Source organism: Mariprofundus sp. EBB-1 (genome assembly GCF_003665155.1).
Lineage (GTDB): Bacteria > Pseudomonadota > Zetaproteobacteria > Mariprofundales > Mariprofundaceae > Mariprofundus.
Genome location: NZ_RCFQ01000031.1, coordinates 1 through 25,776, shown reverse-complemented (window position 1 = coordinate 25,776; position 25,776 = coordinate 1). Strand labels below are relative to the sequence as shown.

Genomic DNA, 25,776 nt, shown 5'->3' with positions numbered 1-25,776 from the left:
TAGAATCCCATCATCATGTGATGGCCGCATAGAAAACCTATCACGCCATAGAAAAGCCCTGTTTTCCATACTGTTTTTCTTCAAAAGCAACTCCTGCCGCCAACTGGCAGCACAATAACTATTTGGATTAAGAGCAGTCAGTTCGGTATCAAAATGGTAATTCATCGTCATTAATCGATTCTTTCTGTGAAATCACAGCCTCAATTGAATCTTCTTGCCTACTTGGTTTATTTACTACAAGTGTAACCAATGTCTTTGCAGCATTAATAGTTTTTATGACTGCGTTACGGACTTTTACTGCAATAACCTCGGCTGAATGCTTAATGAAATGACCGATACATTTCTTTATTTTCTCACTGTATTTATTGATGTACTCTATATGGATAGACTTTACTTCTGAACGACCACCAAGATGTTTCCACTCATTATGGAATGCATAATAATCACCTGCTTGTGCGTACTTCACCAAATCCATTTCGTTGTCTAAATCAAACTGCCTGCTTCGACACTCACGCCAAAGCCCTACCGGTGCCAATCCACAGAACGAAAACCCTCTGATTTTCCATCTCTTCCGCCATGCAGCATACCTTCGAGCATTATCAATATGCTCTTCAGTTTTATGCATGAATTCAGGCAAGTGGCTCATCAATGCATACTTGGCAACATAGTTTGCAATCTTGTTTGCATCTTCACCACTTTCTGCAACCTTAATCTTAACACGTCGCTTTTTAGCTCCCCATTCATTTGGGTGATGGTCATAAAGGTAATATTTCTTTAATAACTTTGAGATAACCTTCATGTGTACCTTGCTGGCAACGATGCATAGCTGCCAGTGTACAGTTCCGTCTTGATGTGGTTCCGCACCTTTTAGTGCGAGCCAGTCTTCACCAGCCACTATGCCATGCTTTAATAGTGCCGAACGAAATTTCTCCCAACAACGCTGCAAATGTTCTTGTTGTTCAATCGGGGTACTGCCATTCCAACGCCTGCTTGAATGATGCATGAAAGCACAGCAAGTCAGAGTTACTGAAGCTGCTATCCAGTTTTTTTCTTCACGGATTTTATTGAGCGCATTACCCCGCTCTAAAGCTTCCCATACAAAATTCTCTTTTGACTCATCAACAACATCTTTCATTGATATGCCATCACCACTATCGGCGATAAGAAACTTATTTAAGTTAATTGAATCGAACCGTTCTTTTTGTTGCAGGCTTTCCTTAAGAGTTCGCAATGAACACCATTTCTTCACAGCCCTAAATTTTATCGATTCAGTTTCTTCTTGGATTTTTTTAAGCTCGTACAACTTACGCAGGTGAACTGAAGGGTCTTGAGACCGTAGGCTTGTGCCAAGCTGAGCCTGCTGCAAAGCCATTTCCTGTAATTCCCTGCCTGATAACCCAAGAAGAGGCTCAGGATGGCCTGTGTGCCTTTCAATTGTATTTTTGGTGGTGCTTTTATTAGCCATGTCCTTCTCCGAAGAGAAAGCAAAACCGCTTGACCCATAACCATTACATTGCGCTAAATAAACATCACTTTCTGTTCAAATAAAATATTAATAAACTGTTTATAAGGCAGGCTGGAAACAGAGAGCAGTTTTGCTCTCTGTTATTATTTGTAATTAGTGGGTGTATTCCTTGGCCTGCCGCCCCTGCTATTACGAGCAGGGGCTTCGATAGCGCCAGCGACAACAGGCTGTTGCTGCAACCATGCAGCCAAGTCAGTAGCAGAAACTACGAATTTGCCTGCAATTTTGATAAATGGTGGCAATAGTTTCTTTCTGCGATTGTCTTCTGGTTTTTTCGACGTTATGACATTAAGCAATGTCTTTGCTTTTTTGCCAATGATGTCAGCTATGTATTCATGTGTATAAAATGGTTGTGTTGAATGATGGAGCATGAAAAGACTCGTTAATAGAGTATGACATGTTTCCAAATTCGGAAAGCCCCGCTTGATGCGACTACAGGCTTTTAATGATGTCCTTCGATTTTCTCTTCGAAGGCTTTCTTATTTAGTGTGCTTACTTTAAGTGTGCTTTCACAGCCTCAGCCCGCTTTGCAGCGCCACACTGTAGAAGTAGCTATCATCACGTTACTACTTCACCCATATATACTGGTAGGGGTTTCAGAGGCTCTTCCTGTAAGAACCATACAGCCAATGCAAAACACTATACGGGATTCTGCGGGAATTGCAAGAAAAACCTTTTAGAACCCATAGCTTGTATAATACTCCCACCTCATAGTCGGCAGAGTGATAAATTGCCATTCAAATACAATGCTTTTAATTTACGCAAACCAAACTGCAAACCAAACCATAAAAAAAGAGCCTCCGATTCCTCGAAGACTCTTATTATTTGTTGCTATATATAGCTTTTAAAATGGCTGGGGGACGTGGATTCGAACCACGATTGACGGTGTCAGAGACCGCTGTCCTACCATTAGACGATCCCCCATCTCTTCCGATGGCGCGCACAATAATGCGGTTGATATTGTTCGTCAATTACTTGGTATATCTCCTGATGAAACTTTCGCCGTTGCAATGAATGCTCCTACAGTACCAACAAGGCCTCCACCAAATAATAACGGCAACAACATAGCCCAACTATTAAGATCAATCTGCATGGTGTACAACCAATCTCCTGTTCCAATCACCACAGGCCAAAGCAACACCCAGGCTGCAATACCGGCACCTGCGCCCAGCACCATGCCTTCAAGAATAAATGGCATGCGTACAAACCATTCCTGTGCGCCCATCAAACGCATCAAATGAATTTCATCTGACCTGGCCAACAACGTCATGCGTAGCGTATTCGATATAATAAGCGCCATCGCCAAGGCCAAAATCAATGATGCAAAACCTGCTAAATATCCCGCTTGAGAAATCCATTGATGAGCCTGGGCCAGATTCACTTCATCCTCATTTACAACCGCACCAAATTGCGTGGCTGCGTCTCGAATATCAGAAAATAGAAATTCAGATGCTCCCTCAGCCAGAGAAATTTCAAAACTTACCGGCAAATGATCAGCCAATTCCTGCTGATTCATACGCGCATCACTTAACCAGCCCTGCATCCAGGCTGCAGCCTCTTGTGCAGAGACCTGTCGCACCGATTCGACTTTCTCAACGAGCTCTAATTTTTGTTTAAGTGCGGTGGCTTTATCAGTATCTTTACTATGCAGATACACATGGATACGAATTTCATCCTGCCAACTTCCTACCCACTGGGATGCGCCCTGCATCCCGAGCCAAATCACACCGACAGCCCATAAAGCAATACATACGATCATCAATGCCAATATCTGTTGAATACCGAATGGAGGCAAATTAAAGCCTCCGGGTAATCTCGGATTCACTTTATCAGGAATAACTGCACTGTTGCGCTGATTCATGGTTCGACTCTGGCCAGCGAGCCGGCATGCAACTGAATCACTCGACCCGGATGAGATTCCAACAGGTGTAGATCATGCGTTGCCATAATAACAGTGGCACCCTGACGATTCAGATCCATCAAATAGTCCAATACCCGCCGTGCGGTATCAACATCCAGATTGCCCGTTGGCTCATCAGCCAGAATAATTGCTGGTTTAGCAGTCATGGCCCGTGCAATAGCGACACGCTGTTGTTCTCCACCAGAGAGCGCTTCAGGATATGACCACAAGCGATCACCCAATCCCACATAACTCAACACCTTACGTACACGCGGAATTAAACGTTCCGTTTTCCAGCCTTGCACACGCAATGGTAACGCCACATTTTCAAATACAGTGCGCGAAAACAGTAATCGATGATCCTGAAAAATAATGCCTGTATGCCGCCTTAAATCGCGTATTTTTGTTTCACCAGCCTGACGCATATCTGTTCCCTGCACCATTAAGGTGCCCGAACTTGGGCGAATACCGCCATAAAACGTGCGCAACAGAGAGGATTTACCAGCTCCACTCTCACCAACCAGGTAAACAAACTGTCCCTGCTTAATATCCAGCGTCACCCCGGAGAGCGCAACCTTACCGGTAGGGTAGCGCACCATCAGCTGCTGCATCTGAATTTGAGATTTGGTTTGATCAATGGACATAGACCCAAACGGTAGCTGTGCGAAGCCGCGCTGTCATTAGATGAACACTTCAAACACAGGATAGCGCATAATGAAATTGTTTTTCGCTATCATTATCGAGCATTTCCACTGCAGCGTTGCCCCGAAGAATACGCCCTCACTTCGCGACTCACCTGATCTTGCGTAAGCTCGCATCACCTTAGCGCAGAAGAACGCGTTGTATAAAAAGTCGCCCCGACAGGCTCCTGGTAAAAATAAAGCCCCACAAAACACCGCTCAGCTCTTATTACTCGGGGATACGTGTCACCAACACCACTGCTTCTGCCGCAATGCCTTCTACCCGCCCGACGAAACCCAAGCGCTCTGTAGTAGTCGCCTTGATATTCACAGCATCCTGATCCACCAATAACAACGCTGCCAAACGCTGTTGCATGGCTGTCACATAAGGCCCGATTTTGGGCTCCTGCGCCATGATAGTGCAGTCCACATTGCCCACACACCAACCTTTATGCTTGAGCAGTTGAACCGTATGACGCAAAAAAAGCGTACTATCTCTGTTTTTATATTGCGGATCATGATCGGGGAAATGGTGGCCGATATCATTGAGGGCCACCGCACCCAACAGAGCATCACAAAGAGCATGAATCAGGACATCTGCATCGGAATGCCCTGCCAGACCACGCTCATAAGGTATTTCAACACCGCCTAACATCAACGCTCTGTCATCGGCAAAAGCATGCACGTCATAACCATGCCCTACGCGAATGTTCAATGTCATCGTGTCACCCCACCGTCATCTTGTAATTCTGATTCCAGCCAGTTCAAATCTTCTATCGTCGTAATCTTACGATTTCTGCTATCACCCCGACTCATATAAACATCGAAACCCGCAGCTTCAAGCAATGAGGCATCATCGGTATGCTTGTGCAGCGAACCAGTCTCTTGCTGCAACGCCTGCTCAAACCAGACACGCCGCGCCACCTGAGGCGTTTGCACTGCACGCAACGTATTGCGTTGCAAGGTCTGTAACACTTTACCATTGGCATCAATACGCTTGATGGTATCTACCACGGCAACACCGGGTACAGCAGCGCCATAGCGTTCAGCCACATCCAGCACATCGGCCAACAAAGCCCGAGATGGCAAGGGTCTGGCTGCATCGTGAACCGCCACCAGCTCAACATCCTGAGGTAGAGCATCTAAGCCGCGCTGCATCGAAAGCGAACGCTCGGCTCCTCCACTCACAGCAGGCAGGAGTTCAAACGGATAATGCTTATCTTCCACCAACGCTGCAAAATGCTCATCACCTGCAGCAAGTACCGGCTGAACCACAGCAATGCGCGATTCTGCTGCCAGCGATGCCAGCGTATGTAAGATAATCGCCTGCCCTGCAACTTCCACATATTGTTTAGGGATATCACCACCAAAACGGCTACCGCTGCCTGCGGCCAACAATAAAATGCCTATTCTCATAGTGCTGATTGTGTCCGTTTGCATGATATGGTCAATGGTACAAAAAGCATCTGTCTGTCGCCGACCATTGCACTGCGGCGACACATCGGAAATAATCCAGCCATCATGTTGAATTATGTAACGATGCTACACACTCAAATCACCCCTTCCCTATTTAAGGACGCCATATAATGATGACTTCATCCATTTTGTTTTTTGCGGCAGGCCTGCTCTCACTATTGGGCTCGGTCATCATCTGGCGCAATGCCCTGCAGAGTCGCAACAAACCAGCCCAAGGTTCTGCCAATAGCATTGCCGGCCTGTTATCTGTTGCCATTATCCTGAACATCTGGGCTATTCACCTGCTCAACTCAGTAACTGCCGAAGGTATTAACTTCAATCTCGCGACCGGTGCAGCAGTATTAACACTGATGGTTCATCTGATTTATACCATTGGTATTCTGCGCCATGGCATTCAAGGGCTGGGGCTATTTCTGCTACCTGTCACGGCTCTGCCGCTGTTCCTGATTCCAATATTGCCCGATGCCCATGTCGCTAACTGGGTACATACGTCATCCTTACTTGAAACCAGTCATCTGCTACTTTCCATGGGCGCTTATGCCATTCTGACACTGGCTGCGATTCATGCAGTGATGCAACTACTGCTGGATCGCGCGCTGAAGAAAAAACAGCTGTCCACCTTTGTACAGGCACTACCAGCACTGATGGATATTGAGCGCCACATGTTTGCGCAAGTAAAAGCTGCCACAGTCCTGATTGGCATCAGTGTTTTGACCGGCCTGGCCTGGCAATGGGTTGAACTACATCACTTTGCACTATTCAATCACAAGGTATTACTGGCTCTATTCTCTCTTGGCATTCTGATCCTCTTACAAATCAAACATCAGCAAGCCAGCTGGCCGACACGCGTTGCCAGCCAAACTGTGTTAACGGCTTTTGCACTACTATTGGCATCGTATTTTGGTGTCGAACTGATTCATTCCCTACAAGGCTGAGTGCCGGATAGATTCACAAACGCATGAGCAACTACGGATCTTCACATGAACATTGAGGGGTTCCCCGTCTCATTGGCCATGGGCACGCTTGTTTTTCTGCTTCTACTTTCGGCTTTCTTTTCAGGATCAGAAACAGCCCTGACCAGAGCTCGCCGCGCACTGTTACGTCTGCGTCGTGAACAAGGTGATGCAGGGGCAGAAAAAGCAGAAGCACTCCTTGATCAACCTGAGCGCATGCTTTCAACCATTTTACTCGGTAACAACTTCGTCAACATTGCAGCTTCTGCCCTTGCTACCACACTCTTCATCTCAGAATATGGTGAGGCTGGCATCATCTATGCCACAATGGCGATGACTGTCGTGGTACTGGTCTTCGCAGAGATACTGCCCAAAACCATCGCTGTAGCTCACGCTGAAAGCATCGCCTGCAAAGTAGCCGGGCCAATGAGCAGCATACAAACGCTAACCTCTCCATTAATCACACTGTTAATGGCCATTATCGCCAGCCTCAAACAGTTACTACGTATCCCGGAACAGACAGAAACACCGTTAACGCACAAAGAGTTGGCCAGCATGATTGATATCAGTGCTGAGTCTGGCTTACTGGATCAAGCCCGCGAACAGATGCTAACCAACAGTTTGACCTTGCATGAAGTGGCTGTAAAAGCACTGATGACACCGCGCAAACAGATCCGCATGCTTGATGGCTCCCTCTCTGTTGCTGCCTGCCTGAAGTTAGTGCTCAAAGAACCCCACTCGCGGTATCCGGTATTTCTGAATGAACCGGATAATCTTATTGGCGTTGTCCATATAAGAGATCTGCTTAAACTCAAATATCCAGCCATGCAGCTTTCGAATGCCATTATCTGGAAGAACCTGAGTTATATACCCACCACCAAAAATGCGCTGGCTCAACTATTCGACTTTCAAAGCAACCACCAGCACATGGCTATCATTGTTGATGAGTTTGGCGATATCGAAGGTTTAGTCACGCTGGAAGATATTATTGAGGAAATTGTTGGGGAAATTCATGACGAGTCCGACATCCTGCCGCAGCTAGAAATGTGGCCGCAACCGGATGGATCGCTTGTGACAGCTGCAACCGTGGCTCTGCACGATATCAATCAAGCCATGGATGTCGATCTACCTGAAGAGAGTGCCACCACCATCGGCGGGCTTATTGTCGATATTCTGGGCGACATTCCTGAAGGTCGCCTCTGCCTGACCATCAACGACATCAATGTTGAAGTATTAAGCGTACGTCGCAATTGGATCCAGCGCGTTCGCCTTACTCCCGCCACAAAAGAGCAATAGAACAAGAGGCTTTCACCGCAACACCCCAGGGTGGCTTCTCTCGCTTCGCGATTCACCTTCAGTACGCAGAGTTACGCAAAGTAAGTCAAAGACTAAGCTTGTAAAAAATAGAGATCTGTATCTGATCGCTATCGTGTGGTTTATACAGGTAAAACCCAATATATTAAAACATAAGGGTTTACTCTGCGAAACTTTGCGCCCTCTGCGGTAAATAGCTTTTGACTATTCGTAAGCCAACCTAGATATGAATCGCCTTATCGTCTGCATCAAGTACTGACTCGTGAATCATTTCGGACAGGGTCGGATGCGGGAACATATGATGTGCCAGTTCCGCTTCGGTGGTTTCCAGTGTTCTAGCTACACCGAGAGATACAATCATCTCAGTCGCTTCAGCGCCTACAATATGTGCCCCTAACAGTTCACCTGTTTCAGCATGGAAAATGGTTTTCACCATACCATCAGTTTCTGCCAACCCCATCGCTTTACCGTTGGTGCCATAACCCATACGACCGACTTTGTATGGAATATCTTCTGCCTTACACTGGTTCTCGGTTTTACCGCATGAACCCACCTGTGGCTGACAGTAGGTACAACCCGGCACATTGCCGTAATCCACAGCATGCGGAGACTTATCAGCAATTGCTTCCACACAGACAATGCCTTCATGGCTGGCCACGTGCGCCAGTGCAGGTGCACCAACCACATCACCAATGGCATAAATGCCAGCATGATCGGTGCGATACCAGTCATCGACTTCAATGGTATTGCGATCTATTTTCATGGATGTGTGTTCAGCACCAATACTGTCGGTATTACCAACCACACCAACGGCTACCAGACAGACATCACCTTCAAGCGTGGTCTTCTTGCCCTTGGCTTCATATTCCACCACGGCTTTGCCATCAATATTTTTTGCTGATGAAACCATCGCACCAGTAATAATTTTAATCTTCTGTTTCTTGAATGAGCGCGCCACCACGTTGGATATCTCATGATCTTCCAACGGTAAAATCTGATCTGCGGCTTCAATCACTGTTACTTCAGCACCCATAGCATTATAGAAATAGGCAAATTCCATTCCGATCGCGCCAGAGCCAATCACTACCAGCTTTTTCGGCAAGGCTTTAGGAGCCAGTGCCTGTTTATAGGTAATGATCACTTCTTCATCGACATCCATGCCCGGGAATGCACGCGCACGCGCACCAGTCGCTACAATGACATGCTTGGCAGTCACCTGCTTAGCTTTGCCATCGGCATCTTTGACCATCAATACATTATCTGCTTCGAATGTTGCATGACCTTCGATATGTTCAATCTTGTTTTTCTTAAACAGAAACCCGATACCATTATTAAGCTTACCCGAAATAACACGCGAACGCGCCACTGCTTTTTCCAGATCAGGGTTGGCCTTACTCACACCCAGACCAAGCACGTCACCACTATGCTGAATAATATTGATCACTTCAGCTGTTCTGAGCAGTGCTTTGGTTGGAATGCAACCCCAGTTCAGACAGATGCCTCCCAAATGGGTCGATTCAATACAGGCCACTTTCAGACCAAGCTGGGCAGCACGAATAGCTGCGACATAACCACCAGGGCCCGCACCAATCACAACCACATCATATTCACCATCGGCATTGAATATACCGGCAGCTTTCAGGTTCAGTGCATCAACATCTTCATCATGACCTGTTTCAGCCACCGCTTCTGCTACGGTTGCAGCAATCTGTTCAACGGCGGGCTCAGAGACAGCCTCTGCTTCCGGCACAGATGCGTCTGCCAGGCTTTCCGGCATATAATCATCCGGCACCTCTTCATCATCTTCAGCAATCACAGCAATAGCAGCGCCCACGGTTACAACAGAGCCTTCCGGTGCAATGATTTTATGCAGGATCCCCTCATCAACGACTTCCACTTCCATCGTCGCTTTATCGGTCTCCACTTCGGCCAGCACTTCACCTGACACCAGTTCGTCACCCTCTTTTTTCAACCATCGGGCAATTTTACCCTCTGTCATGGTTGGAGAAAGCTGGCTCATAAATACATCAATCGGCATGCTAGTTCACCTCATTAAGAACTAAGAAAAAATTTAGATTAAAACGCCCGCTGGACACTCAATATGTTTCTTCAATGCTGCCAGGAATTCAGCACCAACAGCACCATCTACAACGCGGTGGTCACACGATAGTGTCAGCGTCATCATCTTCTTCACAACAATCGTGCCGTTTTCAACAACCGGGCGCTCATCGGTACCACCAACAGCCAGAATAGCACCTTCCGGTGGATTCACGATGGCAGAGAACTGTTTGACGCCATACATGCCGAGATTGGAAATCGAGAATGTGCCACCAGAATATTCATTCGGCTGCAAATCACCTGTTCTGGCACGCGCTGCCAACTCTTTCACTTCAGCTGAAATATCCGTAATCGCTTTCTGTTCAGCAAAACGAATTACCGGTGTAATCAGGCCACCCTCAATCGCTACTGCGATAGAAATATGGGCATGTTTATGTTGCAATGTATGGCTATCCGTCCAGCTGGCATTGGCAGCAGGTACATCAACCAAACCTTTGGCCACGGCTTTCACAATAAAATCATTTACACTGAGTTTGAATGCACCATCAGCAGCTTCATTGAGCTGGGCACGCAGATCCATCAAACGGTCCATCGCAACATCCACACTCAAATAGAAATGCGGCACACTCTGTTTAGATTCCGTCAAACGGCGCGAGATCGCTTTGCGCATCATACTATTTTCAATGCGCTCAAATTCATCTTCATGATATGGCAAAGGCCCTTGTGGCAGTGGACGCACCGGAGGAGGTGTCATCCCAGCCATTGCACCACCCAGAGAGATGCCACGTCTTGATGCGTTTTCCACATCAGCCTTAACAATTCGTCCTTTTGGACCCGTTCCTTGAATCGCAGCCAGATTGATACCCTTCTGTTTCGCCAAACGACGCGCTAAAGGACTGGCCTTAATGCGCCCTGTTCTTGGGGCTGGAGCCACAGGCGCTGGTGTAACCGGCGCCACAGGCGCAGCAGCCGCGACAGGTGCAGCCACTGCTTCTGGAACCGGTGCAGCTTGCTCTGCAGATGGAGCATCACCATTAGCCGGCATATAATCTGCTGGTACCTCTTCATCTTCTTCGGCAATAACAGCAATCGGTACACCAACAGCAACAGTTGATCCCGCAGGTGCCAGAATTTTGTGAAGAATACCTTCATCAACGACTTCTACTTCCATCGTTGCTTTATCGGTTTCCACTTCGGCCAGCACTTCACCGGATTCCAGCGTATCACCTTCGTTCTTTAACCAACGGGCAATTTTACCCTCGGTCATGGTCGGTGAGAGTTGCGACATAAACAGATCAATCGGCATTACAGAACCTCAATAATAATTTTACCACAGAGACACCAAGGCGCTAAGGCATCCCTACCATGCATTTCTTTGTGTCTTAGCGTCTTAGTAGCGAATGATATCAAGCCCGGCCACAAGCGACACGAGCAGCTTCAACAATATCTGCAACAGATGGCAGCGCCATCAATTCCAGGTTGGCAGCATACGGCATCGGCACATCCTTGCCGGTTACGCGAATCACTGGAGCGTCCAGATCATCAAACGCACGTTCCATGATACGGGCAGAAATTTCTGCGCCAATACCAGCAAAACGCCAGCCTTCTTCCACCACTACTGCACAGTTGGTTTTCACCACAGATGCAACAATAGTATCTTCATCAAGCGGACGAATGGTACGTGGATCCACCACTTCAGCTTCAATACCCTGCTCAGCAAGAATTTTAGCTGCTTCCAGTGCAAAGCCGGTCATACGCGAATGCGCCACGATGGTGACATCGGTGCCTACGCGTTTAATATCCGCCTTGCCCAATGGAATAATGTATTCACCTTCAGGTACAGGCCCCACATCACCATAGTTAATCTCATTTTCAATAAAGATCACCGTATCGTTATCACGGATCGATGCCTTCAACAACCCCTTCGCATCAGCAGGATTCGATGGCATCACCACCTTCAATCCCGGCACATTGGCTATCCAGTTTTCCAGACTCTGTGAATGCTGCGCACCCACACGCGCAGCAGAACCGCCTGCACCTCGGAAGACCATCGGACAGCTGTACTGACCACCGGACATATATTTCATTTTAGCAGCCGCATTCACAATCTGATCGAGCGCCAGAATAGCAAAGTTCCAGGTCATAAATTCAACCACCGGGCGCAGACCAGTCATCGATGCGCCAACACCTAGACCGGCAAAACCCAGCTCGGTAATCGGGGTATCAATCACCCGTTTAGGGCCGAATTTATCCAGCAGACCCTGTGATACTTTATAAGCACCATTATATTCGGCGACTTCTTCACCCATCAGGAACACACGATCATCACGTGTCATCTCTTCAGCCATAGCCTGATTGAGAGCCTCGCGGTAGGTAATTTTATTCATGATTAATACACCTTGCCCGTTTCTGGATAAGCACCTTCAATCGGGTCACTATAAATGTCAGTCCACAATTCACTGGCACCCGGTTCCGGCTGCGCTTCGGCTGCTTTGGCAATCGCCGCAACTTCCTTTTTAATGTCTTTATCTTTCTGTTTAAAGGCTTCTTCTGTACTCAAACCAGCCGCAATCATCTGATTCTGCAGACGGGCAATAGGATCACGCCCAGAGCGCCATTCATCTACTTCTGCACGCGTACGATAAGTCGCCGGATCAGACATGGAGTGACCGCGATAACGGTAGGTATTGGCTTCAACCAGCATAGGGCCTTTACCGGAACGTGCATGCTCAATGGCTTCACGCATCCTCTTATCAAACTCAAGCACATCCATGCCATCAATTTTAATACCTGGAATTTTGAACGAAATACCACGCTTATAAAGCTGGGTTTCAGCCGATGCACGATCCAAAGAGGTACCCATAGCGTATTGATTGTTTTCTACCAGGAACACAATCGGCAACTTCCACAACGCGGCCATATTGAATGACTCATACACTGCACCCTGATTGATGCCGCCATCACCCATAATACAGATAGTCACACGACCATCTTCTTTATACCAACTGGAAAAACCGAAACCAAGTCCAATAGGCACCTGCTCACCAACAATACCATTACCGCCGGCAAAGTTTTTCTCGATGTCAAACATATGCATCGAGCCGCCTTTACCTTTTACCACACCACCGGCACGACCAAGCAATTCAGCCATCACTGCTGTCGGATCAGTACCACGCGCCAGAATATGACCGTGATCACGGTAACTGGTCATCATGTAATCTTTGGCGTCTGCCGCCGAATTCAGCCCGACACAGACGGCTTCCTGACCATTACACAGATGGCAAAAACCACCGATTTTTTTCAAACCATAGAGTTGACCGGCTTTTTCTTCAAAACGCCGAATAAACAACATACTGTCATGCATCTCATGCAGGGCTTCTTCACTATAGAAGTCCCCCTCATGTGTGATGCCGGATTTCTGCTCTGCAGACATAGCGACCCCAACTAAAAAATATTGTTGCGAATCATGCCTACCCTTGAAGCGAGCAGCAAGCCTATTCGCCATTCACATAAGCTTTGTATGGTCATTTTATTCACCATTATTTTTCTATGGTTAAACTCAAAAATAATCTTGAGAACAACACGCGAATGCATCTGTGCACACGTCGTAGCGTAGCCATTGCCATGGAGATGTTGATTTATTGCCTCATGCCAAAATCATCACGCAGAAACAAAAATCTCGTTTTTTTCTACTTACAATCCTGTCACTCACGCTTTCTTTAATATACCGGCACCACCCATTCGCCAGAGAACCACACTTCCCGGCAAGGCCGCAATAAGCAGCACCAACACCCAGAGTGCCGCCATCGCAGCAGCGGCTTCTGTTGAACCACCAAACCAGGACACCAGACCGATATAACCCGCCTCCCGGATACCGAATCCATTAAAAGAGAGTGGTAATGCCGAGGCCAGCGCAATCAGACAAACCATAAAACCATAGACTGGCCATGTTAATTCCAAACCAACAGCCATACCCAGAAACACATGCGCCTGCACCACCAAAGCCTGAAACAGCAAGGATACAGGCAGACTTTTCCACCAAGCCATATAAAAGGTAGAGCTATTCAACTGCAATGATTTCCAGCCTGCTATCTTTTGATGTTTTTCAAACCAACCAGCAACCAGCAGTCGTGGCCACCACCAGGGAGTGCTACAAATCAATAGCAGCAAAACAAGCAAACCACTGTTCCAAAGCACGATCCACAACACAGGAATATCCAGAAAACACATACACAGTGAAACCACCAGCATCAAAGCCAGCACACCGTTCAGGCGTTCCAACACCACACTCGCCGCAGCCGGCCAACCGGCATCTTTTTTACCTTTCGCAAGCAACCAGCCGCGCGCCACATCGCCACCAATGATGGAAGGCAAAAATAGGCTCAAGAACATACCTAAGAAATAGAGTTGAATTTTTCGTGCCGTCAGCACTGTCAAGCCCAGACCGCGCGCCAACCACGCCCAACGTATGGCAGACAAAAACTGCCCTAAAATCAAACAGAGACAAGCTGCAACAAACATGCTCCAGTCCGCACCATTCAACACAACCACGATACCACCTAAGTCCAGAGTCCATGCTAAAAAAGCCAGCAATAACCCTGAAAGACCGAGCTTAAGCCATAACACGCCTACTCCTTATCGTCATCCTTGCGCACACTATAATGGTTACGTCCGGTAGCTTCATAGTAGGTGCGAGTCTGCATCTCCAGAATCAGACCAATGCCAAACAATAAAATACCCGTTACAATCATCATGGAGCCCAGCAATAACATCGGGCGGCCAGCCAACTCCGCACCGAACACCAGCTTATCCATGCTCAACCACAGATCAACAAACAAACCTGAAGCCAGTGATATCAAACCTACCGGACCAAACAGTTGCAAGGGTCGATCCGTAAAACGCTGAAAGAAGACCACCAGCATCAAATCAATCACCACGCGGACAGTGCGACCAATACCATACTTACTTTCACCAAACTGACGTGGTCGATGTGACACAGGCTCTTCCGCCATGCGCGTGCCGTACAAATCTGCCAGAGCAGGGATAAATCTGTGCATTTCACCATACAGCCGCAAATTCTTGGCAACTTCAACACGCATCAACTTCATCGGGCAACCATAATCTTGCATGCGCACCTTGGTAGAGCGGCGAATCAGGGCATTAGCAATCTTGGATGGTAAATTGCGAGATAAACTCGCATCCTGCCTGTCTTTACGCCACCCATTGACCATATCAAGATCATCACGTTTTAAACGCTCCAGCAACTTGGGAATATCGGCAGGATCCGTCTGCAGATCACCATCCATATACACGACAAATTCACCACGAGCAGCTTCAAAGCCAGCACTCATCGCGGCTGTCTGACCAAAATTACGGCGCAACGCCACCAGCACCACCCGCTCATCAGCCGCACGCGCCTGTTTGATTGCCTTCACCGTACCATCGGTAGAACCATCATCAATCAAAATCAGCTCATACGGATAATCACTCAGTTTATCGGCTACTTCGGCCACCAACAGCGGCACATTCTCTTCTTCTTCATATAGCGGCACGACAATAGAAATCATTGATTTGATCATCATTTCATCTCCCTAAGCTTCACTGAACCACCTCACTCACAGGCTGCAAGCTCACCAACAACAACCATCTGCGCGCATACATGCCATGTACACGTGCATGCACAATAAGATAAGGAATAATCTCTTTTGGCAACGCTTCCAGGCTATCCTGCGGCATCACCACAGCTTTTCCGGCCGCCATCCATTCACCCACTTGCTGCGTATCCGGCAACATCGGCAAGCGCCCACCATGGTAAAACAGCAACGATGGCTGGAAATATCTGAATGTAGCCAATTCACTACCATCAAAACCCGCATCACTGGCTTTTTCAGCCAGCACACTGCTTATTTTATGATGATCGATACCTTTCACAGACCAACCGGAAAGTAGCAACATCGAGATAGCCATACCCGCAACCAGCAACAGTCTTAAATCCAACTGCTTATCCACCAACCACTCTTTTTTCAACAACCATAAGAGCGATACCAGCAACATCGGCAACATGGCCAGAATATAATAGCCCTCAGCAGGCCACATTTTCTCAATCGCCAGGCCACCACCAATGAGTACCCCCAAAGAGAGTACCAACACCGACCATGCCAACCATTTTATCGCCTGCTGCCGCACAACGTCCGAGGCATACGCCCAGCCCCATGCCATCAGTATCGCGGCGGCTGGAAACACCGGCAACACATAATTCGGCAGCTGCGTACGCGCCACACTGAAGAAGAGGATATATGCGCCAATCCAGCACAACATAAACAGGCGTACGGGTTCTTCTCGCAGTGCCTGCAAGCGCCAGCTACCAAACCACAACATCGCAGCCAGCAGGCCCGACCACGGAAACCACCCCACCAGAATACTAATCACATACAGGCCGGGGAAACCGCGATGCCCTTGCAAAGGGTCTGTGAAGCGATCCAGATTATGATGAAAAAGGAAACCCTCCAGCCATACACCATCGGTCAGCACACCGACTGCAATATACCACGGCAATGCGATAGCCAGAGCAATCGCAGCCCCCTTGAACGGATGAAACAGATGCCAGCTTTTCCAATCCTGCATCAGCGTCAGGAATGCTGCGACAATCAACAAAGGCATTAAGCCTGCAATCGGCCCTTTCGCCAGTGTACCGAAACCAATAGCCACAAAAGCCAACACCAACATGCCCGGTATTTTAGCCGGTGTTTTTTTCTTCCCTTCAAGATACACAATCAACAAAGCAGGAAGAGCAATTCCGAGCGCCAGCATGAGCAGCGGATCAGGCACAGCTGCTCTGGCAATAACAATCATATGCAGCGCTGTAGCAAACAAGCCTGCCGCCATCAAAGCCGCGCGTTCAGATTTGTTTGCATCGGCATCAAACACACGCATCAATCGACGCGTCATACCCCACACAACCAAGACCAGCCCAGTCAACGACAGCGCCGAGGGTAAGCGGGCAGACCACTCATTCACGCCGAACAGGGCATCTATCGGCATCATCAGCCAATAAATCAATATCGGTTTATCAAACCGGTAATCACCGTTAAACATTGGTACCCACCAATTGCCAGCCAGCAACATTTCACGGGCACAAACGGCATTATTGGGTTCATCCACATCCCACAAGGTATGCCCACCCAGGAAGGCAAAGAAATTGATGGCACACAGAATCAGCAACCAAAACAGTGGCTGTTTCAAAACCTGATCAAACAATCTGTTTTGAGAATGCATCAAAGAGACACTAACCAGCCTGAATCATTGGCAAAGCAATGCGGTTCAGGGTCGCTACAAGGAAATTATCCATAAACATAATAATCAGCAACAAAATCAACGGAGAGAAATCAATACCTGCAATATATGGCACATATTTTCTCACCCTGTATAACATCGGCTCGGACAGTTGATTGATAATGCGCACGATCGGATTGTATGGGTCAGGGGATACCCATGACAACACAGCCCGAGCAATCACCACGATGGTAGCGGTCATCAGGATGATATGCAGCACGCCTGCCAGAGCCTGTAAAAAATAACCGAAAATAAACATCAACTCAACTCCTGTGAACGTTTACTGGCAGCTTCAATCCCTTGTCGAACTGCAGCCGGCAAGCCAACTTCATACATCACATCAAGAGCAGCCTGAGTTGTACCACCCGGGCTGGTCACCTGAGTACGCAAGTCTTTCGCTGAACGACCACTCTCTGACAGCATCTTTCCGGCTCCAAACACGGTCTGCGCTGCCAGCTTTGCAGCTACTTCATTGCTAAGGCCAAGTTTTTCGCCGGTGGCCTGCATCACTTCCGCCATTAAAAACAGATAAGCAGGCCCACTACCCGAAACGGCCGTAACAGCGTGCATCATCTGCTCCTTATCTACCCGCAGACACTCACCACAGGCATTTAACACATATTCCGTGCGCTGCTTATGCAACTCATCGGCATCACTGAACAGCACCGACATACCAGCACCCAACAAAGCTGGAGTATTGGGCATCACCCGCACGATATTGGCATGCTCATTCGACCAGCGTTTCAAAGAGGCCGTACTCACACCAGCGGCGATACTGATCACCGTCGCACCCGCCTTCAAATGCCCAGAGATCTCTTTCAAAGCACCCTGCATTTGCTGCGGCTTCACCGCCATAATCAGCACATCAGCACTACTTGCCGCAAGGCTGTTTTGCTGCACACAAGCAACACCGTATTGATCGGCAAGGTAATCACAACGCACTTCTTGAGGATCAGACACCGTAATACGGCCCCCCTCATGGCCAGCTCCACGCAGGCCTGCAATCAGTGCTTCGGCCATATTTCCGCCGCCGATAAACGCTATATTCAGTTGTTGCATCATTGCCTCACAAATTCTTTTGTTTTGTATCATTCACGTTTTTATTCAATCTGCTTTCGAACATAGTGATTTCACACATCTTGATGACGCACATCCCAACCGCCAAACAGGGTTGAGCCCAGACGCACCATTGTAGCCCCTTCTCCGATGGCCACCTCATAATCGCCGCTCATCCCCATACACAGTGCCAGTGATCCGACATCAGCAAAACATCCATTCAATAGTGTTTCCCGCAACGAAGACAATGCCTGAAAGGCTTGCGCTGCATCGCCACCTTTCGGAGCCATACACATCAAACCAGCCAGCTTTAAACCATCAATCTTCATCAAATCCGCAGCAAACCCAGGCACTGCCGCAGGCCTGATACCATGCTGAGCCGGCACATCTGCAATATTCACCTGAATCAATACAGGTAACGGACTCACAGCATCAGATTGCTCACTGGATCGTTCTTTCACATACCTGGCAACTACCTGCGCTGTTTCCAGATTCTCACAGCTATGCCACATAGACGCATGGCGCCCGATATATTTAGCTTTATTTTTCTGCACCGGCCCAATCATATGCCATGCACAATGCGGCCATCGCATAGCGCGATCACGCAACTGTTGTGCGCGCGATTCACCAAAATCACTCTGCCCGGCATCTATCAACATCTGAACAGCGTCATCCGGTGCATATTTACTCACCGCCAGCAGTTTTACACTTGCCTGATCCAGCTTCTCAGTCAACTCACGCCAGCGTCTAATCAGCTCCAAGGTATCATACCGCCGCATCCCACAAAATACGCTGGTCCATAGCCCGACTCAAGGTATGTTCATCGAGATATTCCAACTCGCCACCTTCCGGCACACCGCGGGCAATACGCGACACTTTCACTTCACAGCTCTGATAGCGATTGGCCAGATAATGTGCTGTCGCTTCACCATCCACCGTTGCACTGGTCGCCAGAATCAACTCGGCAATATCACCGTCGTCTTGATTACCAATACGCCTGTCCAGAGGCTCCAGGTTTAGCTGATCAGGCCCCATACCATCAATCGGGCTCAAACGTCCGTGCAATACATGATAACTACCGCGATAGCCCTGACCGCGCTCCATCATCAACACATCTACCGGCTGTTCCACCAGACACACGGTAGAAGCATCACGACGCACATCGTCACAGAACTGGCAACGCCCCTGCTCTGCAAAACAACCGCACACATCACAAAACCCCACCTGCTCATGCAGGCAGATCAATGCTTCAGCCAACTGACTGGCATCCGATGCAGGGCGCGAGAGCAGGTTCAGACCCAGCCGCATCGCTGTTTTCGGACCAACACCGGGCAGAGACGATAACATCTCAATCACCCGCCCCAATGGAGCTGGTACACCCGGCAAATGGTTCAAAGAGAAAAACCCGGTGGCAATGGCATACCAGCCATCAAACCTTTCTGTTTATCTTTCTGGGTATCAGCAACCTTCTGAGATGCCTGATTGACCGCCGCAGCCATCAAATCTTCAATCAAACCTTTGTCCTGTTCTTCCCATAATGAAGCGTCGATATCCACTTTGCGTACCATCTGATCACCGGTCATCATCACTTTGACCATGCCACCACCAGCTTCACCATACACTTCCATTTTTGCCATTTCAGCCTGCATAATTTTCATATCTTCCTGCATCTTCTTGGCTTGCTGCATCATTTTTCCAATATTCATCTGTTTCTCCTGACAAAGTCTAATAAGCTCTCACCGCAGAGGACGCAAAGTTTCGCAGAGTAACACATTAAAGCCCCATAATTATCATTTATTGACTCTACTCTGCGTCCTCTGCGGTAAAAAAAGGTCTTTTGACTATTCTACCTGATCCGACACACCGGCAGGCAACACTTTCACCAGTTTCGCATCCATTTCCCGCATTAATGCCTGCACATGCGGATCATCTTCCGCCCCTTTGCGCAAACGGGCCTCTTCCATCTTAGTCTGCTTGGCGCGCTCTTGTGATAGCGATGCACCCTTATGTTGTTGCGCCGACTCCCACAACACTTCACGCCCCAACCATTCGGCAAAAGCCGTGCGATCAGGTGCCGAGATGGCGTTCTCCTGATGTTTATTCAAACCCAGCCGTACTTTATCACCATATTCGGCACACACGACATGATCCAACATCGCCGACACACCGGGCTTTATAGCACCAAAAGCATCGACAGCCTGCTGCCAGGTTGCAAAACCACTACCATTGCCTGTGCTTTGTTCATGCAAAGGCAGGTTATCGGCAGTTTCTAATGCATCCGGTTCTCTAACCTCATCTGCCATAGCAGGGTTAGGTGCAACGCTATTGTTTGGTTCCGGTTGCACGTCAACAGATCGTTTGTTTGTTTCTTCAATATTCCGAAACGCCGGTGGTACATGCGACTCTGCTGCAGAAGTCGCAGCATCAACAATTGTCGGCCCAGCCTCTGTAACGGTCGAAGATCCTGAAGAGAACGACCGAGCATCATCTGCGTGATGAGAGGCCGTTACTTTAGACGCAAGCACATTAGAAATAGCATGCAAACCACACAAGCGCATCAACACCATCTCAGCACCCATGCGCTCTTCCACCAGGCTCAGGTCACGAATACCCTGCAACAACACCTGATACCGCAAATCCAATGCCTGCATGTTTAATCGAGCGTGCTGCTGCTCCAACCAATCACGGTGCTCGGCATCAATTTCAGCATCAAGCAATCCGCTATCAACCTGCAGGCAGGCCAGCTGGTGCCATAACCGGCTTAATGATTCCAACAGGCTACGTGCTCCGTGACCGCTGCCAATCGCACTTCTAAAACGCTGCACAGCCGTGGCAGCATCTGCGTCAAACACAGCCTCAGAAAGAGAACGATTCAACGCATAACCGACCAAACCGAGCGCCGACATCACATCGCTTGCTTTGAGATGTTCGCGTGAATAGGCCAACACCCGCTCAGCCAGAGAAAGCGCATCACGCACACTGCCATCAGCAGCCTGTGCAATGGCTGTAAGTGCATCATCATCAGCACGAATCGATTCCTTACTGAACACATGTTTAAGGTAAGCACTGATTTCACCCTGCCCTAAGCGGCGCAAATCAAATCGCTGGCAGCGCGAACGCACGGTCACCGGCAATTTGTCTGATTCGGTCGTCGCTAAAATAAACAATACATGTGCAGGCGGTTCTTCCAGCGTTTTCAGCAACGCATTGAATGCGCTCTTGGACAACATATGCGCTTCATCAATAATATAGACTTTAGTCTTCAGCGTAGTTGGCGGATAACGCACACCATCCAGAATTTCACGCACATCATCCACACCGGTATGACTGGCGGCATCCATCTCCTGAACATCCAAATTGGTACCATCGGTAATACTTTTACACGCTGCACACACACCACAGGGCTCTCCTGATGTGGAGGTTTCGCAATTCACCGCCATCGCCATCAGCCGTGCGATAGTGGTTTTACCCACACCGCGAATACCGCATAACAGATAGGCATGCGCCAAATTACCGCTAATTAACGCGTTTTTAAGTGTGCGAACCACCACATCCTGACCAACAAGATCAGCAAATTTCTGCGGTCGCCAGCGCCGCGCTAGTACCAAATAAGACATGCGAGCACTCTACGGTTTGCCCTCTGCCACGCAATGACTGCATGAATACAGACAACATGCGTTTCACCGCAGAGGACGCAAAGTTCCGCAAAGTAAAGACAAAAACGACTGCAATCCACATCCATTGCTCTCCGATAAATATTGTTTTTCTGGTCCTTGTTGCGATTTCTCTGCGACGAGGTGAATGGCGAAGCCAGAGAAAGCACCCTGGGGTGCAAGGTGAACTAAGTTTACGAGAGTGAGATACCCTGAGTTAAATCAGTGATGCACATGCTCGGCCGGCAAACGATTTTAAATATTTTAAAGCGATTATCCTGGTCTATTCATAAATCAGACTAATTTGGCTACACTCCGCGCCATGAAAGAGATGCAGTTAAAAACACATCTCCTGCCACAAAGAGGAACACATGAGCTTTTCCACTGAAATCGCAAAACGCCGCACATTTGGCATTATCTCGCATCCTGATGCGGGTAAAACAACACTGACAGAAAAACTATTGATGTTTGGTGGTGCTATTCAGATGGCCGGTGCTGTAAAAGCGCGCAAGGCGAGCAGACATGCCACCTCCGACTGGATGAAGATTGAGCAGGAACGCGGCATCTCAGTCGCCTCCTCAGTCATGAAGTTCAATTATCGCGACTTCGAGATTAACCTGCTCGATACCCCCGGCCATCAGGACTTCTCAGAAGATACCTACCGTGTACTCACAGCCGTCGATTCAGCTATGATGGTGATCGATTCGGCCAGCGGTGTGGAAGCACAGACTGAGAAATTGATGGAAGTCTGCCGCATGCGTAATACCCCTATCGTTACCTTCATCAACAAACTCGACCGCGAAGGACTTGAGCCACTTGACTTGCTCACCGACATTGAAGAAAAGTTGCAGATCGAATGCACACCAATGTCATGGCCGGTTGGTATGGGCAAACGTTTTAAGGGTGTATATAACCTGTACAAAAAAGAACTGAACCTGTTCAAGGCGGGCGCTAAAACCAACGATTTTGATACCGTTAAAATCAATGATCTGAGTGACCCTAAACTGGATGAACTACTTGGTTCCCAGGCTGATGAACTACGCGGAGACATTGAGCTACTTGAGGGTGCTGCCGATCCATTTAATCTGGAACAGTTTTTACTAGGCTCACAGACACCTGTATTTTTTGGCTCGGCTGTGAATAACTTCGGCGTAAAAGAACTCTTGGATGCCTTTGTAGAGTTATCACCCGCCCCCGGCCCACGTGAGGCAGTAGAGCGCACTGTTCACCCTGATGAGCCAGGTTTTTCTGCTTTCTGTTTTAAAATTCAAGCCAATATGGACCCAGCCCACCGTGACCGCATCGCCTTCTTCCGCATCTGCTCCGGTAAGTTTAAAAAGGGCATGACCGTACGCCACCATCGCCTGGGTAAGGATGTGAAAATTCCTAACGCCACCATTTTTATGGCCCAGGATCGTGCCCATATTGAAGAAGCTTATGCCGGTGACATCATTGGCATCCATAATCATGGCACCATCAAAATCGGTGACACATTCACCACGAAAGAAGCCTTAAAATTTACAGGCATTCCCAATTTTGCTCCAGAACTATTCCGCCGCATTCGCCTGAAAGACCCAATGAAACGCAAACAGCTACACAAAGGACTGGTTCAGCTCTCTGAAGAGGGCGCGGTACAAGTATTTAAAACCCTGCTTGGTGGAGATTATATTCTAGGTGCTGTGGGTGTATTACAGTTTGATGTAACCGTTGCGCGCTTGAATGCAGAGTACAAAGTTGATGCAGATTATGTCGCCACCGACTTCCAGATCGCCCGTTGGGTCACCGCTGAGGATGATAAAAAAATGTCTGAATTCCGTCGTCTGTTTGAATCCAGCCTGTCGGAAGACGCAGATGGTTTTCTCTCTTATCTGGCACCCAGTGCATGGAAGCTGAATTACACCGAAGAGCAATGGCCGGCCATCACCTTCCACAAAACCCGCGAACATATTTAGACAACCTTGAAAAAATAGATTCAGCACTCTTAAAACAGTTATTATAAGACAGTTTCGAGATCGCTCGCTACACTCCCGCCCATGTATGATACACACGATGAGGACTACGATAAATTTGAGCTGGCAGAACGCCTGAACAAATCTCAGCAGAAGCGTGAGATTCAGGCTCTGCTCGATCTGGGTAAGCGATTGGCCCAATGCGACGCCATCACACTTGGAAAGTTTGATCTTCCATCGGAGCTCCAACAAGCTCTGCTGGACGTTCAATCCATGAAGCTCGGCGCTGAAAAGCGTCAATTCAAACGCATTTGCAAACTGCTTCGTCAAATCAATACCGAAGAGATGCAAGAGACCTTTCAAGAGCTTGATAGTAAAAAGGCAAATCAAGATAAACAATTTCATAAAGTTGAACGTTGGCGAGATCGTTTAATAGAAGATGGGCATACTGCAGTCACTGAATTTATGGCCAAATTTCCACACGGAGATGCCGGCCAGATCCGCCAACTGGTGCGTAATGCCAACAAAGAAATCAGCCAGGACAAGCCACGCAAATCATCACGCGCTCTGTTCCGACTGTTGCGCGATACCATTGTGGAATAAACCCCAGCTTTATCCTGAAAATGAGTAAGGTGGTATTCATCTATATATCTGCTTACAATTGCTATCCGAATTTTAACCTGCAGAGGTTAGTCGTTTAACTACCAAGGAGTTTTTTATGAGTGTACTGGTTGGCAAACAAGCCCCCGATTTTACCGCCGCTGCTGTAATGGCAGATGGTTCCATCAATGAGGAGTATTCCCTTTCTGATAATCAGGGAAAATACGTTGTACTATTTTTCTACCCGCTGGACTTCACCTTTGTCTGTCCTTCTGAGCTGATCGCATTTGATCATCGCATCAAAGAATTTGAATCGCGTGGCGTACAGGTCATCGGTTGTTCCGTTGATTCTCACTTCAGCCATGCCGCATGGCGCAATACTGCCGTCAACGACGGCGGCATCGGCCCTGTTGCATACCCGCTGGTTGCCGATCTGACCAAAACTATTGCTGCTGATTATGATGTTCTTATCGACAACGAATCTGTTGAAGATGAAGATGGTGATGCAGTTCATCTGTTGGGCGGCTCTATCGCATTGCGCGGTTCATTCCTGATTGATAAAGACAATGTTGTTCAACATCAGGTGGTAAACAATCTGCCTTTGGGTCGCAATATTGATGAGATGCTACGCATGATCGACGCGTTGCAGTTCCATGAAGAACACGGTGAAGTATGTCCTGCCGGCTGGAACAAAGGCGACAAAGCCATGGTAGCAGATGCAGATGGTGTTGCATCTTACCTGGCAGCTGAAGCTGACAAGCTGTAAATAGTCACAATTTTGATTGAAAAAAGGCGACTCCTGCGGAGTCGCCTTTTTTTATTCATTTACGCCATTGCCATCTTCAAAAGCCATGCTATCTTTCCGGCCTGCAAAAACTGAGCCGGATTGATCAATGACGAATCCTGCACAGATCTTAACTAATGGAAGGGTGACAGAGCGGCTGAATGTACCGGTCTTGAAAACCGGCGTAGGGAAACCTACCGTGGGTTCAAATCCCACCCCTTCCGCCAGTTAGTTTTTACAACACGCATGCATGCACGGAGAGATGGCTGAGTGGCCGAAAGCGCGCCCCTGCTAAGGGTGTATAGGCTTAAACCTATCGAGGGTTCGAATCCCTCTCTCTCCGCCAGTGCTATTTATATCTTCAAACTGTCATCTACCCAGCACATTTTTACTCCTCAATAGAGAGGGTTGAGAACGCTCGAATTGGGTTCGACGACATCGGCAGGATAGCCGATTCGAACACCGCTTGCGGTGGCCCCGTAGGGGTGAAGGGCAG

The 25,776-nt window shown here is 48.2% G+C and carries 23 protein-coding genes and 3 tRNA genes; 7 read left to right on the top strand and 19 right to left on the bottom strand.

What is annotated here, in order from left to right; translation table 11 throughout:
• Positions 1-148 precede the first annotated feature (148 nt).
• The 6 genes from D8Y20_RS11335 to ispD form a co-directional block, all read right to left on the bottom strand.
• Positions 149-1,465, bottom strand: a complete 1,317-nt coding sequence (locus D8Y20_RS11335; RefSeq protein WP_121543818.1) for a replication endonuclease — start codon at positions 1,463-1,465, stop codon at positions 149-151.
• 910 nt (positions 1,466-2,375) lie between these two features.
• Positions 2,376-2,449: transfer RNA gene (locus tag D8Y20_RS11325), tRNA-Gln, on the bottom strand.
• Positions 2,450-2,492: 43 nt separating this feature from the next.
• Positions 2,493-3,386 carry an ABC transporter permease gene (locus D8Y20_RS11320; RefSeq protein WP_121543814.1) on the bottom strand — a complete coding sequence of 298 codons (894 nt, stop codon included), beginning with the start codon at positions 3,384-3,386 and terminating at the stop codon, positions 2,493-2,495.
• Positions 3,383-4,069 (bottom strand): cell division ATP-binding protein FtsE, encoded by a 687-nt coding sequence (locus D8Y20_RS11315; protein ID WP_121543812.1) that lies wholly within the window; start codon positions 4,067-4,069, stop codon positions 3,383-3,385. The genes D8Y20_RS11320 and D8Y20_RS11315 overlap by 4 nt, the downstream gene beginning before the upstream one ends.
• A gap of 265 nt (positions 4,070-4,334) precedes the next feature.
• On the bottom strand, positions 4,335-4,814 hold the full coding sequence (gene ispF / locus D8Y20_RS11310; protein WP_236075419.1) for a 2-C-methyl-D-erythritol 2,4-cyclodiphosphate synthase: 480 nt from the start codon (positions 4,812-4,814) through the stop codon (positions 4,335-4,337).
• 8 nt (positions 4,815-4,822) lie between these two features.
• Positions 4,823-5,521, bottom strand: coding sequence for a 2-C-methyl-D-erythritol 4-phosphate cytidylyltransferase (gene ispD / locus D8Y20_RS11305; RefSeq protein WP_236075418.1), 699 nt, complete (start codon positions 5,519-5,521; stop codon positions 4,823-4,825).
• A gap of 170 nt (positions 5,522-5,691) precedes the next feature.
• Between ispD and D8Y20_RS11300 the strand changes: the two genes are divergently transcribed.
• Together D8Y20_RS11300 and D8Y20_RS11295 are read left to right on the top strand one after the other, a co-directional pair.
• On the top strand, positions 5,692-6,516 hold the full coding sequence (locus D8Y20_RS11300) for an inner membrane protein YpjD (RefSeq protein ID WP_236075417.1): 825 nt from the start codon (positions 5,692-5,694) through the stop codon (positions 6,514-6,516).
• Between the two features lie 45 nt (positions 6,517-6,561).
• Positions 6,562-7,830: an HlyC/CorC family transporter gene (locus D8Y20_RS11295; RefSeq protein ID WP_121543808.1), complete on the top strand. Its 1,269-nt coding sequence runs from the start codon at positions 6,562-6,564 to the stop codon at positions 7,828-7,830.
• 238 nt (positions 7,831-8,068) lie between these two features.
• On the opposite strand, the gene lpdA is transcribed toward D8Y20_RS11295, so the two are convergent.
• The 13 genes from lpdA to dnaX form a co-directional block, all read right to left on the bottom strand.
• Positions 8,069-9,886: a dihydrolipoyl dehydrogenase gene (gene lpdA / locus D8Y20_RS11290; RefSeq protein WP_121543806.1), complete on the bottom strand. Its 1,818-nt coding sequence runs from the start codon at positions 9,884-9,886 to the stop codon at positions 8,069-8,071.
• A 33-nt stretch (positions 9,887-9,919) separates the two neighbouring features.
• The gene (locus D8Y20_RS11285) at positions 9,920-11,212 is read right to left on the bottom strand and encodes a pyruvate dehydrogenase complex dihydrolipoamide acetyltransferase (protein WP_121543804.1); all 1,293 of its coding nucleotides are present in this window, start codon (positions 11,210-11,212) and stop codon (positions 9,920-9,922) included.
• A gap of 100 nt (positions 11,213-11,312) precedes the next feature.
• Positions 11,313-12,293: a pyruvate dehydrogenase complex E1 component subunit beta gene (locus D8Y20_RS11280; protein WP_121543802.1), complete on the bottom strand. Its 981-nt coding sequence runs from the start codon at positions 12,291-12,293 to the stop codon at positions 11,313-11,315.
• A gap of 2 nt (positions 12,294-12,295) precedes the next feature.
• Complete coding sequence (pdhA, locus tag D8Y20_RS11275) at positions 12,296-13,339, bottom strand: pyruvate dehydrogenase (acetyl-transferring) E1 component subunit alpha (RefSeq protein ID WP_121543800.1); 1,044 nt, start codon at positions 13,337-13,339, stop codon at positions 12,296-12,298.
• Positions 13,340-13,614: 275 nt separating this feature from the next.
• Positions 13,615-14,532 carry a lysylphosphatidylglycerol synthase transmembrane domain-containing protein gene (locus tag D8Y20_RS11270; RefSeq protein WP_121543798.1) on the bottom strand — a complete coding sequence of 306 codons (918 nt, stop codon included), beginning with the start codon at positions 14,530-14,532 and terminating at the stop codon, positions 13,615-13,617.
• 2 nt (positions 14,533-14,534) lie between these two features.
• Positions 14,535-15,488, bottom strand: a complete 954-nt coding sequence (locus tag D8Y20_RS11265; protein WP_201265631.1) for a glycosyltransferase family 2 protein — start codon at positions 15,486-15,488, stop codon at positions 14,535-14,537.
• Positions 15,489-15,504: 16 nt separating this feature from the next.
• A complete protein-coding gene (locus tag D8Y20_RS11260) occupies positions 15,505-17,148 on the bottom strand; it encodes a glycosyltransferase family 39 protein (protein WP_201265630.1) in 1,644 nt (547 codons plus the stop codon).
• A gap of 43 nt (positions 17,149-17,191) precedes the next feature.
• A complete protein-coding gene (locus tag D8Y20_RS11255; protein ID WP_121543794.1) occupies positions 17,192-17,497 on the bottom strand; it encodes a YggT family protein in 306 nt (101 codons plus the stop codon).
• A complete protein-coding gene (gene proC / locus D8Y20_RS11250) occupies positions 17,497-18,300 on the bottom strand; it encodes a pyrroline-5-carboxylate reductase (RefSeq protein WP_236075416.1) in 804 nt (267 codons plus the stop codon). The genes D8Y20_RS11255 and proC overlap by 1 nt, the downstream gene beginning before the upstream one ends.
• A gap of 68 nt (positions 18,301-18,368) precedes the next feature.
• Positions 18,369-19,055 (bottom strand): YggS family pyridoxal phosphate-dependent enzyme, encoded by a 687-nt coding sequence (locus tag D8Y20_RS11245; protein ID WP_236075415.1) that lies wholly within the window; start codon positions 19,053-19,055, stop codon positions 18,369-18,371.
• A gap of 4 nt (positions 19,056-19,059) precedes the next feature.
• Positions 19,060-19,689 carry a recombination mediator RecR gene (gene recR / locus D8Y20_RS11240; RefSeq protein ID WP_121543788.1) on the bottom strand — a complete coding sequence of 210 codons (630 nt, stop codon included), beginning with the start codon at positions 19,687-19,689 and terminating at the stop codon, positions 19,060-19,062.
• Complete coding sequence (locus D8Y20_RS11235) at positions 19,686-20,000, bottom strand: YbaB/EbfC family nucleoid-associated protein (protein WP_121543786.1); 315 nt, start codon at positions 19,998-20,000, stop codon at positions 19,686-19,688. The genes recR and D8Y20_RS11235 overlap by 4 nt, the downstream gene beginning before the upstream one ends.
• Before the next feature lie 135 nt (positions 20,001-20,135).
• On the bottom strand, positions 20,136-21,911 hold the full coding sequence (gene dnaX, locus D8Y20_RS11230) for a DNA polymerase III subunit gamma/tau (protein WP_121543784.1): 1,776 nt from the start codon (positions 21,909-21,911) through the stop codon (positions 20,136-20,138).
• Positions 21,912-22,318: 407 nt separating this feature from the next.
• On the opposite strand from dnaX, the gene D8Y20_RS11225 reads away from it, so the two are divergent.
• The 5 genes from D8Y20_RS11225 (at position 22,319) to D8Y20_RS11205 (ending at position 25,626) form a co-directional block, all read left to right on the top strand.
• On the top strand, positions 22,319-23,899 hold the full coding sequence (locus D8Y20_RS11225; RefSeq protein WP_121543782.1) for a peptide chain release factor 3: 1,581 nt from the start codon (positions 22,319-22,321) through the stop codon (positions 23,897-23,899).
• Between the two features lie 81 nt (positions 23,900-23,980).
• Positions 23,981-24,499 carry a ribosome biogenesis factor YjgA gene (yjgA, locus tag D8Y20_RS11220; protein ID WP_121543780.1) on the top strand — a complete coding sequence of 173 codons (519 nt, stop codon included), beginning with the start codon at positions 23,981-23,983 and terminating at the stop codon, positions 24,497-24,499.
• Between the two features lie 115 nt (positions 24,500-24,614).
• Positions 24,615-25,262 carry a peroxiredoxin gene (locus tag D8Y20_RS11215; protein ID WP_121543778.1) on the top strand — a complete coding sequence of 216 codons (648 nt, stop codon included), beginning with the start codon at positions 24,615-24,617 and terminating at the stop codon, positions 25,260-25,262.
• 157 nt (positions 25,263-25,419) lie between these two features.
• Positions 25,420-25,507 (top strand) — tRNA-Ser (locus D8Y20_RS11210).
• Positions 25,508-25,536: 29 nt separating this feature from the next.
• A tRNA-Ser gene (locus tag D8Y20_RS11205) sits at positions 25,537-25,626 on the top strand.
• Positions 25,627-25,776: the final 150 nt, after the last annotated feature.